Origin of the sequence: Anoxybacteroides voinovskiense, assembly GCF_014196205.1 — a bacterium.
Taxonomy (GTDB): Bacteria; Bacillota; Bacilli; order Bacillales; family Anoxybacillaceae; genus Anoxybacteroides; species Anoxybacteroides voinovskiense.
Map to the genome: position 1 here is coordinate 35,001 of NZ_JACIDE010000011.1, position 13,670 is coordinate 48,670.

The following is a 13,670-nucleotide window of genomic DNA, read 5'->3' on the forward strand; positions in this document are numbered from 1 at the left end:
ATACGATAATAAGAAAGGGTGTCCCGTTATTTTGGAGACACCCTCTGTTTCAGTTTCCCGCCTTCAATGATTTATTCGGCAATTTCCAGTTGTACGTATATGATAAAATGCGCAATGCCGCAACGATGACAAACAATCCGTACAATCCAACCGGGGAGTCGGCGATGCCAGCTCCGACGGCGATGCCGGCTAAAATCGCCCAAGCGGCGTAAATTTCCTCGCGCAACACGAGCGGTTTTCTTCCTGCTAACACGTCGCGAATAATGCCGCCACCGCTTCCGGTCAAAACGGCTGCTACAATCGCCGCACTGAGCGGATGGTTCATATGGACGGCATATAACGCCCCTTGAATGGCGAAGGCGGAAAGCCCAAGCGCATCAAAAAAATTCCCCCATCGCTGCCAATGTCGCAGCATTTTTTGCGGAAACAAATAAACGATCGTCATTGCTAATAGTGCCACGTGAAATAACATTCCTTGTCCCCATAGCGCCGAAACAGGGACACCAATCAATAAATTGCGCACCGCTCCCCCGCCAAACGCCGTAACAATCCCTAAAATATAAACGCCAAGAATATCGTATTCTTCTTCCATTGCTACAATCGCGCCGCTAATCGCAAACGCAATCGTACCGATAACGCTTAATACTTCCCATGTCATCCGCAAAACCCTTTCTTTCGTCTGTATCGTAACCATTTTAGGAGGAATGGGCGGGAAAATCAATTATTTTGGAAAGATAGCGATTGGAAGAAAGATTTGGTATGATGAAGAAAGACGTATGTCGCGACAACGAAAGAAGGTGAACATTTGAAAGAAAAAGTTATCACGGTCGGCTGCCAATTGCCACATGTCGACGATGAGCGGTTTTCGTATTCGCTAGAAGAGCTTGCTTCGCTCGTTCATACGGCAAATGGGGAGGTAGTCATAAGTCTTACGCAAAAACGGGACACGATTCATCCGGCGACATATATCGGCAAAGGGAAAGTGGAAGAGCTTGTTCGGCTTGTTGAACAGTTTGAACCAGACGTCGTCATTTTTAATGACGAACTGTCGCCAAGCCAAAACCGCAACTTGACAAAGTTATTAAACGTGCGCGTCATTGACCGGACGCAGCTTATTTTAGACATTTTTGCAAGCCGCGCCCGCTCAAAAGAAGGAAAATTGCAAGTCGAGCTTGCCCAGTTACAATACATCTTGCCGCGCTTAAGTGGACAAGGCGCAGAACTTTCGCGATTAGGCGGTGGAATTGGAACGAGAGGACCGGGGGAAACGAAGCTAGAAACAGACCGCCGTCATATTCGCCGCCGCATTGACGAAATTAAAGCGCAGCTCAAAGCGGTCGTCGAACATCGCGAACGGTATCGCGAGCGGCGAAAGAAAAATGCGGCGTTTCAAATCGCGCTAGTTGGCTACACAAACGCTGGCAAATCAACGCTTTTTAACCGGCTCACGAACGCGGATGCGTTTGAAGAAAATTTATTGTTTGCCACCTTAGACCCGCTCACAAGAAAGCTTGTGCTGCCAAGCGGCTATACCGCGCTTTTGACGGATACGGTCGGCTTTATTCAAGACTTGCCGACAACGCTAGTCGCCGCGTTTCGTTCGACGTTAGAAGAAGTGAAAGAAGCCGATTTTATTTTACATATTGTCGATTCGTCAAATCCGGACTATATTCAACATGAACAAACCGTTTACCGCTTGCTTGAGGAGTTGGAGGCGACGTCCATTCCGATTGCGACCGTTTATAACAAGCGTGACATCGCCCTTCCAACCTTTGTGCCAAGCCCGAAGACCGATTATATGTTAGTGAGTGCGTTTCATGAACAAGACGTCCAAAACTTGCGCAACTTTATTGAAGAAAAAATGACAGAAGCGATGGAACGTTACGATGTGGCGATTCCAGCGTCTGCAGGAAAATTGCTCGCGCAGCTAAAAGCGGAAACGATTGTACGGGAAATGTATTTCAATGAACAAAGCGGCACGTATGAATGTGGCGGCTACCTATTGCCAGAGCATCCACTTTTGTTACAACTAAGAACATACAACAAATAGAAAGGGTTTTGTTATGTTTCAGCATTTAACACATGGAGAGAAAATTGCGATGCTCGTCAAAGAAACCGAAGCACAAATTGCTCCGATTCACCGCGCGATTGACGAGCGCATGGATTACAATCAATATCGCGTATTACAAAGTTTTCGTCGCCATCAAGTGAGCGATGCGCATTTTATTCCATCGACAGGATATGGCTACGATGACATCGGACGTGATACGCTCGAAAAAGTGTATGCGGACGTATTCGGCGGTGAAGCAGCGCTCGTTCGCCCGCAAATTATTTCTGGCACGCACGCGATTACCATTGCCTTATTCGGCATTTTACGTCCAGGAGATGAGCTATTATATATTACTGGCAAGCCGTACGATACGCTCGAGGAAATTGTCGGCATTCGCGGCAAAGGAGTTGGCTCGTTAAAAGAGTTTCATATCGGCTATCAGAGCGTACCGCTCACCCCAGAAGGAAAAGTCGATTTTGCCGCGGTCAAACAAGCGATTAACGAACGGACGAAAATGATCGGCATTCAACGCTCGAAAGGGTACGACCCGCGCCCGTCGTTTACGATTGCGGAAATCAAAGAAATGATTGATTTTGTCAAAGCGATCAAACAAGACATCGTCGTGTTTGTCGATAACTGTTACGGGGAATTTGTCGAAGAGCAAGAGCCGTGCCATGTTGGCGCTGATTTAATTGCTGGTTCGCTTATTAAAAATCCAGGTGGCGGATTAGCGAAAACAGGAGGATATCTCGTTGGCAAACGCGAATATATCGAAATGTGTGCGTACCGGATGACATCGCCGGGAATTGGGGCAGAAGCAGGTGCCTCTTTATACAGTTTACAAGAAATGTACCAAGGCTTTTTCCTTGCCCCACATATCGTCGGACAAGCGTTAAAAGGGGCGGTATTTACCGCGGCAATGCTCGAACGGCTCGGCATGAACACCTTTCCGTCGTGGGATGCAGTGCGCACGGATTTAATTCAATCGGTGCAGTTTGACGATGCGGAACAAATGATTGCGTTTTGCCAAGCAATTCAATTTGCTTCACCGGTCAATGCGCACTTTACCCCATACCCGAACTACATGCCAGGCTATGAAGATGACGTCATTATGGCAGCAGGGACGTTTGTGCAAGGGGCGAGCATCGAGCTATCGGCGGATGGACCGATTCGTCCACCGTATGTCGCGTACGTGCAAGGAGGATTGACGTATTCCCACGTCAAAATTGCGATTTGCACCGCCATTGACAAGCTCATTGAAAAGCAACTGATTTCTTTGTGAGGAATTATAACGTTTTATTGACATATTATCTAACAAATAATAAAATAAAAGTACTCGAATAATAAGGAGGAATTTGACATGAGTAGCAACATCCGCCGTTCAATGCCGTTGTTTCCGATTGGCATTGTCATGCAGCTCACTGAGTTGTCTGCTCGTCAAATCCGCTACTATGAAGAACACGGCCTTGTATCTCCTGCACGAACAGAAGGCAATCGCCGCCTCTTTTCGTTTAACGACGTCGATCGCCTTCTAGAAATTAAAGATTTAATTGATCAAGGGGTTAACTTGGCCGGCATCAAACAAATTTTCGCCTCTCGTCAAGCATTCCAACAAGAACCGACAGAGAAAGTCGAAAAAGTTGTCAAACAACAACTATCGGACGAAGAGTTGCGAAAATTGTTGCGAGCGGAGTTGATACAAGCAGGTCGCTTCAATCGCGCTTCGCTTCGCCAAGGCGACATCGCCCGGTTTTTCCACTAAGTTCGCTATGTTTTTCATATAAAACTTTTTAACAAATTGGGAGGGTTTTTAATGGCGAAGTATACGAGAGAGGATATTGTCCGCATTGTCAAGGAAGAGAACGTCAAGTACATCCGCCTGCAATTTACGGATATTCTTGGCACGATTAAAAACGTTGAAATTCCAATTAGCCAACTGGAAAAAGCGCTAGACAACAAAATTATGTTTGACGGCTCTTCCATCGAAGGGTTTGTCCGCATCGAAGAGTCGGATATGTATTTATATCCAGACTTAGACACGTTCGTTATTTTCCCGTGGACAGCAGAAAAAGGGAAAGTAGCCCGCTTTATTTGTGACATTTACAATCCGGACGGTACGCCATTTGAAGGCTGCCCGCGCTACAACTTAAAGCGGATGCTTAAAGAAATGGAAACGCTTGGCTTTACGGCGTTTAACCTTGGGCCAGAGCCAGAATTTTTCTTATTTAAGCTAGATGAAAAAGGCAATCCGACGCTTGAGTTAAATGACAACGGCGGTTATTTCGACTTAGCGCCGACCGATTTAGGGGAAAACTGCCGCCGCGACATCGTTCTAGAGCTAGAAGAAATGGGGTTTGAAATCGAAGCATCCCACCATGAAGTCGCACCAGGCCAGCATGAAATCGACTTTAAATATGCAAACGCGGTAAAAGCGTGTGACGACATTCAAACGTTTAAACTTGTCGTCAAAACCGTTGCGCGCAAACACGGCTTGCATGCGACCTTTATGCCAAAACCGCTATTCGGTGTCAACGGTTCCGGAATGCACTGCAACTTGTCGCTCTTTAGAAACAACGAAAATGCCTTCTTTGATCCAAACGGTGATTTGCAATTAAGCGACGTTGCTCGCCAATTTATTGCCGGCGTGTTAAAACATGCGCCAAACTTTACGGCAGTAACAAACCCGACAGTCAACTCATATAAGCGCCTTGTTCCAGGATACGAAGCGCCTTGTTATGTCGCTTGGTCAGCGCGAAACCGCAGTCCACTCATCCGCATTCCAGCATCGCGCGGCATGAGTACGCGAATCGAAGTGCGCAGCGTCGACCCAGCAGCGAACCCATATTTAGCAATGGCTGTCTTGCTTGCGGCAGGATTGGACGGCATTAAAAATAAAATGACGCCGCCAGCGCCAGTCGACCGTAACATTTACGTGATGACAAAAGAAGAGCGCCTAGAAGAAGGCATCGTTGATTTGCCATCGACATTGGCAGAAGCGCTTGAAAACTTAAAATCAGACGAAGTCATCGTGAACGCATTAGGCAAACACTTATTTGAACATTTCATCGAAGCGAAAGAAATCGAATGGGATATGTTCCGCACCGCTGTTCATCAATGGGAACGCGATCAATACATGTCGTTATATTAAAACAAAAAAGCTATCTCGCTAGCGAGATAGCTTTTTTATAAGGTAAGAAAGTATAAAATTTTACGATTAGGCGGAGCGTTGTCTAGCTCCAAGCGCCATCGGTGTGATGCGCTCCGCCTCTTCTTTCGGCGGCGACATATTGAGTTCGCTTCCTTGAAATATCCCACGCAAGCCAAAGCTTTGCTTTGGCTGAGCCTCCTCGGTGGGGCTTGTGCGATCTTCGCCGATAGGCGGGCGCTTTGCGCTTTTCTTAATGGATCATACGATAAACGCCGATGACCTTTCCAAGAATCGTAACATCTTGTACAATAATTGGCTCCATATGTGGATTTTCCGGCTGCAAGCGGAAATGCCCTTGCTCTTTAAAAAAACGCTTCACGGTTGCCTCATTTTCTTCCGTCATTGCGACGACAATATCTCCGTTATTAGCAAATGGCTGTTGGCGCACAATAACATAGTCCCCGTCCAATATGCCCGCTTCAATCATGCTATCGCCCATCACTTCAAGCATAAACACTTGTTCCCCAGACGGGGCAAATCGTTCTGGAAGCGGGAAATAGTCTTCGACGTTTTCTACCGCTGTAATCGGCTGTCCAGCGGTCACTTTCCCGATGATTGGAACGTTAACGACGTGGCTCGGTTGAGCGAAAGAAACGAACTCCGGATCTAAAATTTCAATCGCACGCGGTTTCGTCGGGTCGCGACGAATGTATCCTTTGCTTTCTAGTCGCGCTAAATGTCCGTGCACCGTGGAGCTAGAGGCAAGTCCGACTGCTTCGCCAATTTCGCGGACGGATGGAGGATATCCTTTTGACTTCACTTCCGCTTTGATGAACTCTAAAATTTGCTGTTGGCGTTTGGAAAGTTTGGACATAGTACACACCTCTTACGCATCGTTTTCCTCATTATAGCATGGGAAACAACGAAATACAAACATAAGTTCGAAAAACGGGTTGACACAAACAAATGTTCTGTCTATAATAAAAAACAAAAAGCGAACAAACATTCTGATCGAGGGGGATGTTGGATGAAACTTGTTCATTACCTTGTATTTTCTTGTTTATCGTTTTTACTACTGGCAGGGTTTGTATATGCAAGCGACCCAGTCGAAAAAGAAAAATATGTCGAAATTACAGTAGCGCCTGGCGATACGCTTTGGGACTTGGCGAATAAATACGATACTTCGCACCATCTTTCTACAAACGAATTTATTGATTGGGTCATGGACGTCAACCATTTGCCAAACGAAAAAATCGTCGCAGGTGAAAAGCTCGTCATCCCTGTGTTAAAATCAGAGGCGGACGATATGCTTGCTATGAATAAATAGCGATGGAGATGGTGGGATGAACGCAATTATTTATTGCCGCGTGAGCACGACAAAAGAAGAACAGGAAACGTCGCTAGAGCGGCAGCGAGAAGAGCTTGAACACCTCGCTCAACAATACGGGTTTTGTGTCGTGAAGACGATTATGGAGCAGGCAAGCGGCTACGACATCGAGCGCGAAGGGGTGCTCGAGTTGTTGGATGCGTTAAAAGAAGAAAAAATCGATGCCGTTTTAATTCAAGATGAAACGCGGCTCGGGCGAGGAAACGCACGAATTGCTTTATTGCATTGCATTCAAAAAGAAGGGGCAAAGGTATATACCGTCACCCATAACGGCGAAATGCAGCTGTCGGAAGCCGATTCGATGGTATTAAACATTTTAAGCATCGTCGAAGAATACCAGCGGAAAATACATAACTTAAAAATTAAGCGCGGCATGCAAAAAGCAGTCGAACGCGGCTATCGGCCGGAACGAAATTTAAAAAACGTCGGCGAGCATGCCGGACGGGAGCGAATAGAACTTCCGGTCGAAGAAATCGTTCGCCTTCGCCATAACGGACTGACATTTGCGGAAATCGCTGCTACGCTCCGTGGGTTTGGTTACGATGTATCGAAAGCGACCGTCCATCGCCGCTACCAAGAATACGTCCGTCAAGGCGAGTAGGTTGCTAATTTCCTGCTTCTCTAGTAACATAAAGGCGTAAAACTTGAGAAGAAATTAGGTGGAAAGATGTTACCAGCAGAAAAAATTGCTCGCATCAACGAATTGGCGAAAAAAGCAAAAACGATAGGGTTAACGGAAGCTGAACGAGCCGAACAGACAAAGCTCCGCACGGAATACGTCCGTGCCTTTCGCCAAGCGATGGTCGATACGCTTCATTCCGTAACGGTGATCGACGCAAACGGAAACGATGTGACGCCTAAAAAACTAAAAGAAAGCAAAAAAAATCGGCTACATTAATAATTGTGACAAAAAGAAAGCATTCTAATAAGCGGATGCTTTCTTTTTTTGAAAGAAAAGTTGTACTTTTTTCCTCACTTTCTATATGATAGAGATGATAGAATGAAACGAAAGGATGGATACATATGTCACAGACGATTGACCAATTGGCAATTACGACGATTCGAACGTTGTCGATTGATGCCATTGAAAAAGCGAATTCCGGCCATCCTGGCATGCCGATGGGGGCAGCACCGATGGCGTATACGCTTTGGACAAAATTTATGAACCATAACCCGAACAATCCAGCATGGTTTAACCGCGACCGTTTTGTTTTGTCGGCAGGACACGGTTCGATGCTTTTATACAGCTTGCTCCATTTAAGCGGGTATGAGGTGTCCATGGAAGACATTAAGCAGTTCCGTCAATGGGGAAGCAAAACACCTGGTCACCCTGAATACGGTCATACACCAGGAGTAGAAGCGACGACAGGTCCGCTTGGTCAAGGAATCGCGATGGCAGTCGGAATGGCGATGGCAGAGCGTCATTTAGCTGCTACATATAACAAAGAGAACTTTGAAATCGTGAACCACTACACATATGCCATTTGCGGCGATGGCGATTTAATGGAAGGAGTCGCTTCGGAAGCAGCGTCGTTAGCAGGGCATTTAAAGCTTGGTCGCTTAATTGTGTTATATGATTCAAATGACATTTCCCTTGATGGGGAATTACATCTTTCGTTTTCGGAAAACGTCGGTCAACGTTTCCAAGCGTACGGCTGGCAATATTTGCGTGTGGAAGACGGAAATAATATCGAGGAAATTGCCGCAGCGATTGCGGAAGCACAAAAAGACTTAGAGCGCCCAACATTAATCGAAGTAAAAACGACGATTGGCTACGGTTCACCGAGCAAAGCAGGGACTTCTGACGTTCACGGGGCGCCGCTTGGGGCAGACGAGCTAAAGCGAACAAAAGAAGCGTACAAATGGACGTTTGAGGAAGATTTTTACGTACCGGAAGAAGTATATGCCCATTTCCGTCAAGTCGTGCAAGAAGCTGGCGCGAAAAAAGAAGCGGAATGGAACGAGTTGTTTGCCGCTTATAAACAAGCCTATCCGGAGCTTGCTCACCAGCTAGAGCTTGCAATCGAAGGAAAGCTCCCAGAAGGATGGGAAGCAAATATCCCAGTGTATCCAGAAGGAAAAAGTTTAGCGACGCGTGCTTCTTCAGGTGAAGTGCTCAACGCCATTGCGAAAGCCGTACCGTATTTCATCGGCGGTTCTGCTGACCTTGCCGGCTCTAACAAAACGCTCATTAAAGGAGCAGGCAATTTTATGCCAGAAAGCTACGAAGGCCGCAACATTTGGTTTGGTGTGCGCGAGTTTGCGATGGGCGCGGCAATGAACGGTATGGCGCTTCATGGTGGTGTGAAAGTATTTGGTGGTACGTTCTTTGTCTTTTCCGACTATTTGCGTCCAGCCATTCGGTTAGCGGCGTTAATGGGCTTGCCAGTAACGTATGTACTGACGCATGACAGCATCGCAGTTGGCGAAGACGGACCAACGCATGAGCCGATTGAGCAATTGCCATCGTTGCGTGCAATGCCGAACTTATCAGTGATTCGTCCGGCAGATGGTAACGAAACAGCGGCAGCATGGCGCTTAGCGGTCGAATCGACTGACCGTCCGACGGCGCTTGTGTTGACAAGACAAAACTTGCCAACGCTTGCGACAACAGCGGAGCGCGCTTATGAAGGAGTGAAAAAAGGGGCGTATGTTGTATCGGAAGCAGAAGGAACCCCAGAAGCATTGCTTTTGGCATCCGGTTCAGAAGTAAGCCTTGCGGTTGAAGCGCAAAAAGCGTTAGCAAACGAAGGCATTCACGTTTCTGTCGTCAGCATGCCATCGTGGGATCGGTTCGAACAGCAGCCGCAAGATTACAAAGAGCAAGTGTTGCCGCCGCATGTGAAAAAACGTTTAGCGATCGAAATGGCTGCATCGCTCGGCTGGGAGCGCTATACAGGCGATGAAGGCGACATTTTAGCCATCGACCGCTTCGGTGCCTCTGCACCAGGCGAAAAAATTATGGAAGAATACGGCTTTACCGTTGACAACGTCGTCCAACGCGTCAAAGCGCTATTGAATAAATAAGCGAAAAGCTGCCCTAAAATGGGCGGCTTTCAGACTGTTGAGATTGGGGCTGACCCAATCTCAACTGGTTACGGGATTTGTCCCGTTAGACGATACCAAGTCGTAAGAATGCTGTCAGGATCATGGCACCCATTTTGTAGCGTTTGCGTTAAAGCTTCTGTCGCAGTACTCAGATCTTCTTCTTGTTTTAACATCTGTGCTAATAAACGTATGACCTAACGTTTTCAACACCTTCACTACATCGGCAAGAAGCAAAGGATGAAACCCTTGCTTTACCTCGATCGAACATTCATCGATCTTCACTTGAATAGAGCCATCATTGTTGTTGCTCGACGGATCTACCATGACAACGGAAGCCCATTTTGTAGAGGGGGGTGTAGCGTTGGAACCTTCGATTCGTTTGGTCCAGTACTTCAGCTGATGGATCTTTCCCCCATTCCTTTCACACCATGTGGCTTGTGTAAGCCCACTTGCTCGGTAGGAGGCAATGCGCTGTTCCCACTCCTGTCACAATTCGTTTTTATCCATACCAAAACTCCTTTAATTAAGATTTCTAAAGAAATTATGGCATGGATATAGGGGCAAAACTAGGTGGGGAGAATTTGACTCTTACTTTGATATGATGTTGTTGAATCATTGTAAGTATCCTTTCTTCCCCTTCTAACTGTACTTTTTGTCCAATTAGAAGGTTAGTGGTGGGAGAGGAGTGCTGACAATGATTTTTTATTTTGCAAACTATTAAACTTTTATCTTGCACAATGCGCTACTTTTATTTTGCATTAAGCACACCAATACACTTGATATTCAAGCAAAACAAACAAAAGAACTATTCGACGGTGATTAGGCAAAGGATCTAAAAAAAACAACTCGATAAAGCTTAAAAATCTTACCTTATGTGACACAAAAAAACAAACAATTCAAATTTTTATTGACAATTTTAGTAAAGGCGAAATATAATCTAATTGTAAAATAAAGGTTAAAAAAAGGGGGCGAATAGTTGCCGTCAAAATGTTTCGCGCTTAGAGATAGTGGGCAGATCGCGTTGCTTGGCTGCTTTTGGAGGACATAATTTTTGTAATTGGAGAGAGGTTATAATGATAAAAGATCTTCTCAAATCAATCCTTTCTTTTTCGTTAGTTTTTGGTCTGTTGCTGGGTGGCAGTATCATCGCTTCTGCCGAAGAAGGGACTTCAAATGCAGGATGTTCACTCAGTAGCAAGACGAATGTGACATTAAATGGGTTTTTAGATAGAGCGAAAGAATCGAGTGTGGTCGTATCTCAAAGCGGGAACAAGGTGGTTGAAATAACAGACCTAGAATTTCTTAAAAGATTAGAAACTTCTGTTCCTGGACCAAAAGGGAAAAAACTAGTTGGGGTTTCAATCGCATACACTCAAGCACAAGAATCATCCCTTCCAGGGGATCGTTCTGTGGTGACTCCGCAATTAGGAACGGGTTATTATCTAAAAAACATTACTACTAGTGAAGCATGCGGAACAGAAGTAATAAGACAATCTACTTTTAAAGGACCATCAACAGCTACCATGTCTATAAAACAAGGGGTTTCTGCCACATGGTCATCGAACACAAATATAAGCGCTGAAACAGTTTCGGCAGCGTTGGGATTTAACGTAACAAAATCTTATGAAGTTACAGACACTTATCAAATTCAAGTTCCAGCAGGAAAAACCTATACCATAATAGCTAGACCGTATTACAAAGTTTATAACTTTGAAGTTTGGTACGACCCACTTATTGGATGGGATTCTAAAGTAGGGTATGGATATGCTGCTAAGCCTGTAGGGGTATGTTTTTATTACTATGAGTAATGTTCTGTGTTCTGTTATTTATAGAAATATTGAAGCAAGTTTCCTGATGGAACTTGCTTCTGTTTTTGTGTTTCGTTTAAGCATAACGGATAGTTAAAAAGGGGGATGCAAAATGAATATTTTAAAAAGCCCAAACAAAATGAAGTTTGTTTCACTCGTTCTTTCTCTCATCGGATTGTGGTTAATGTTAAATAGTCCTGAATTAGGGAGTCGTTTTGCTTCATCGTGGGTTCGATCCATGGGGGGATCTGTGGATTCTCAAGAATATTTGCAAATGTTAAAAGAATATATAAGCACTTATAAAACGCTAGGGGGAATTTTTTTGTTTGTAGGCTTGTTTTCTTTTCTTAACAATCATCAGTAAACATCGTATTTGTCTACAGGGCAGCGAGAGGTGTGTATTTGCGCATTTTTTGTTATCTTTTTTAAATTTCGAACAGGAAAGAATGACTATGAATAAGCGAAGGTTTGTTATGCTGTTGTCAAATCAACGGAAGCGAGGGAGAGGTATTGGATAATCGCCAAGCGTTAGGATATGTCGAACAACAAAGGCTTATTTAGAGAGGGTGATGAACGATCTCACCGGTATCAAAACACCGCAAAAAAGGAAAGAAAAAGAAGAAAAAAGTCAATCGAAACCAGTCCAAGAAACAGGGCGTCAGCTATGTTTGTTTAGTGTGTCATGAAAAAGAAGAAATTCCTTTATGTGTAGTTAGGGACTTCGATTTAATGGATAACGGTGACCCAACCACTTCCCCTATGTTTTCCTGTGAACATTGTGGAGGAGAAATGTACCCTGAGTATTATAAAGGGGTACATGGCATAGAGTACAAGTTATCGGATATTCACTAAACAAAAAAGGATCGGGCTATGCCCAGTTTTTCTTATCGCTTGGCTTCGAGAGCTGGACAGTCGCTTCCGCTTTTCGTGTCTAGCTGCGAACTAGCATCCTCGGTCGCGTGTGCTTTCTCCGTCGACGTGCGTGGCACGTTTCGTCGAAAGCGTGCGCGCCTGTCGGATGCTTCCTTGGCTTCGCCAAGGATCGTTCTCCGCTTTTCATGTCTAGCTGCGGCTCCTAGCTGCTCGGGGGTCAAATAACCTTCCCCCTCGAGGTGGCGAGCACCTCTCCGGGGGAAGAACATTCGCCCCGTCGCAGCTGGGCAGTCGCCTCCGCTTTTCTTTGTCTAGCTGCGAACTAACATCCTCCTCCGCGTTTGCTTTCTCCGTCGACGTGCGAGGCACGTCTCGTCGAAAGCATGCGCTTCCGTCGGATGTTTCCTTGGCTTCGCCAAGGATCGTTCTCCGCTTTTCTTTTTTCGACAAAACTAGAGGTTTTTTTCTTCATCAATAGACATCTTTTTCTTTTCTCTTTTTCTATAATAGAGAAAAAGGGGAATGGGGGACGAATGGTGGCGCGTTATTGGATTTATTTATTTCATGACGACGTAGCGTATAGCTATTACGATCAAGCGGAGAAAATTGTACAATTGTTGCGGGAATATCAATATCAGCCAATGTTAAAAAGCATTTGTCGCAAGCAAATTGAGTTTATTACAGAGAGACTTTCGTTTTCACGGCTAGAGCTCGGGCTGAAAGAGCATTTTGTCGGAACAGTTGAAAAAAATCTAGAGCGAAATATGTTTGTGCTGCGCGAAAAGAACGAAGAAGCGCTTATTATCGTACAAAAGCGCCGGCTGTTACTTGTTTGTGACTATCCATCGTTAACCGAACGAATTTTCCAAACGTTTTCCCATATCTCACCATTCTTTTTCGCGGTAGATCTTTATTTTCATCATTATCAATGGCTTCTACCAGTGGCGGACGAAAGAAAATTTGCGTAAATAAAAGATTTTTACGGGGAAATATTGTATAATAGCGCATTGTTTAGTACACTGTTAGATAGACAACATGAAGGAGGAAAAGTAGTATGTGGACAACGATTCTCGTTGGCATTCTAGCGCTTGCCGCTGGAGTAGCGCTAGGATTTTTCATTGCCCGTAAAACGATGATGAACTATTTAAAGAAAAACCCGCCAATTAACGAACAAATGATTCGCATGATGATGATGCAAATGGGAATGACGCCATCCCAAAAGAAAATCAATCAAATGATGAAAGCGATGAACAATCAGCTCAAATAAACGATGGACAGGCACTCTGCGGAGTGTCTTTTTGTTTTTTTTTTAAAAAAATGTATATTTTTGCTATAATTATGTAACGTGTTACCTAT

Annotated in this window: 15 protein-coding genes and 1 pseudogene; 13 read left to right on the plus strand and 3 right to left on the minus strand. The window is 45.0% G+C overall.

Features of this window, described 5'->3' with window-relative positions; genetic code table 11:
* Positions 1-49: 49 nt before the first annotated feature.
* The gene (locus tag GGR02_RS09175) at positions 50-658 is read right to left on the minus strand and encodes a trimeric intracellular cation channel family protein (protein ID WP_183184433.1); all 609 of its coding nucleotides are present in this window, start codon (positions 656-658) and stop codon (positions 50-52) included.
* 147 nt (positions 659-805) lie between these two features.
* On the opposite strand from GGR02_RS09175, the gene hflX reads away from it, so the two are divergent.
* The 4 genes from hflX to glnA all read left to right on the plus strand — a co-directional run bounded on the left by hflX (position 806) and on the right by glnA (position 5,198).
* A complete protein-coding gene (hflX, locus tag GGR02_RS09180; protein WP_183184434.1) occupies positions 806-2,050 on the plus strand; it encodes a GTPase HflX in 1,245 nt (414 codons plus the stop codon).
* 13 nt (positions 2,051-2,063) lie between these two features.
* Positions 2,064-3,332, plus strand: coding sequence for a methionine gamma-lyase family protein (locus GGR02_RS09185; RefSeq protein ID WP_183184435.1), 1,269 nt, complete (start codon positions 2,064-2,066; stop codon positions 3,330-3,332).
* 78 nt (positions 3,333-3,410) lie between these two features.
* Positions 3,411-3,812: a MerR family transcriptional regulator gene (locus tag GGR02_RS09190; RefSeq protein ID WP_066324064.1), complete on the plus strand. Its 402-nt coding sequence runs from the start codon at positions 3,411-3,413 to the stop codon at positions 3,810-3,812.
* Positions 3,813-3,863: 51 nt separating this feature from the next.
* The gene (gene glnA, locus GGR02_RS09195; RefSeq protein ID WP_183184436.1) at positions 3,864-5,198 is read left to right on the plus strand and encodes a type I glutamate--ammonia ligase; all 1,335 of its coding nucleotides are present in this window, start codon (positions 3,864-3,866) and stop codon (positions 5,196-5,198) included.
* A 250-nt stretch (positions 5,199-5,448) separates the two neighbouring features.
* Here glnA and lexA read toward each other — a convergent pair whose 3' ends face one another.
* Positions 5,449-6,072 carry a transcriptional repressor LexA gene (gene lexA, locus GGR02_RS09200; protein ID WP_183184437.1) on the minus strand — a complete coding sequence of 208 codons (624 nt, stop codon included), beginning with the start codon at positions 6,070-6,072 and terminating at the stop codon, positions 5,449-5,451.
* 153 nt (positions 6,073-6,225) lie between these two features.
* Between lexA and yneA the strand changes: the two genes are divergently transcribed.
* The 4 genes from yneA (at position 6,226) to tkt (ending at position 9,612) form a co-directional block, all read left to right on the plus strand.
* Positions 6,226-6,525, plus strand: a complete 300-nt coding sequence (gene yneA / locus GGR02_RS09205) for a cell division suppressor protein YneA (RefSeq protein ID WP_183184438.1) — start codon at positions 6,226-6,228, stop codon at positions 6,523-6,525.
* Between the two features lie 16 nt (positions 6,526-6,541).
* On the plus strand, positions 6,542-7,186 hold the full coding sequence (locus GGR02_RS09210) for a YneB family resolvase-like protein (protein ID WP_183184439.1): 645 nt from the start codon (positions 6,542-6,544) through the stop codon (positions 7,184-7,186).
* A 66-nt stretch (positions 7,187-7,252) separates the two neighbouring features.
* Positions 7,253-7,483 (plus strand): DUF896 domain-containing protein, encoded by a 231-nt coding sequence (locus tag GGR02_RS09215; protein ID WP_183184440.1) that lies wholly within the window; start codon positions 7,253-7,255, stop codon positions 7,481-7,483.
* A 125-nt stretch (positions 7,484-7,608) separates the two neighbouring features.
* Positions 7,609-9,612 (plus strand): transketolase, encoded by a 2,004-nt coding sequence (gene tkt / locus GGR02_RS09220; protein ID WP_183184441.1) that lies wholly within the window; start codon positions 7,609-7,611, stop codon positions 9,610-9,612.
* Between the two features lie 120 nt (positions 9,613-9,732).
* On the opposite strand, the gene tnpA is transcribed toward tkt, so the two are convergent.
* Positions 9,733-10,101 carry an IS66 family insertion sequence element accessory protein TnpA gene (gene tnpA / locus GGR02_RS17890; protein ID WP_229706041.1) on the minus strand — a complete coding sequence of 123 codons (369 nt, stop codon included), beginning with the start codon at positions 10,099-10,101 and terminating at the stop codon, positions 9,733-9,735.
* Between the two features lie 605 nt (positions 10,102-10,706).
* Between tnpA and GGR02_RS09230 the strand changes: the two genes are divergently transcribed.
* The 5 genes and pseudogenes from GGR02_RS09230 (at position 10,707) to GGR02_RS09245 (ending at position 13,581) form a co-directional block, all read left to right on the plus strand.
* Positions 10,707-11,441 (plus strand): DUF6426 family protein, encoded by a 735-nt coding sequence (locus tag GGR02_RS09230; protein ID WP_183184442.1) that lies wholly within the window; start codon positions 10,707-10,709, stop codon positions 11,439-11,441.
* 112 nt (positions 11,442-11,553) lie between these two features.
* On the plus strand, positions 11,554-11,805 hold the full coding sequence (locus tag GGR02_RS09235) for a hypothetical protein (protein ID WP_183184443.1): 252 nt from the start codon (positions 11,554-11,556) through the stop codon (positions 11,803-11,805).
* Between the two features lie 163 nt (positions 11,806-11,968).
* Positions 11,969-12,127 (plus strand): annotated as a pseudogene (locus GGR02_RS17900) (IS91 family transposase); the annotation flags it as partial.
* 720 nt (positions 12,128-12,847) lie between these two features.
* Positions 12,848-13,282 carry a sporulation inhibitor of replication protein SirA gene (sirA, locus tag GGR02_RS09240; protein WP_221210784.1) on the plus strand — a complete coding sequence of 145 codons (435 nt, stop codon included), beginning with the start codon at positions 12,848-12,850 and terminating at the stop codon, positions 13,280-13,282.
* Positions 13,283-13,368: 86 nt separating this feature from the next.
* Positions 13,369-13,581 carry a YneF family protein gene (locus GGR02_RS09245; RefSeq protein ID WP_183184445.1) on the plus strand — a complete coding sequence of 71 codons (213 nt, stop codon included), beginning with the start codon at positions 13,369-13,371 and terminating at the stop codon, positions 13,579-13,581.
* Positions 13,582-13,670 lie beyond the last annotated feature (89 nt).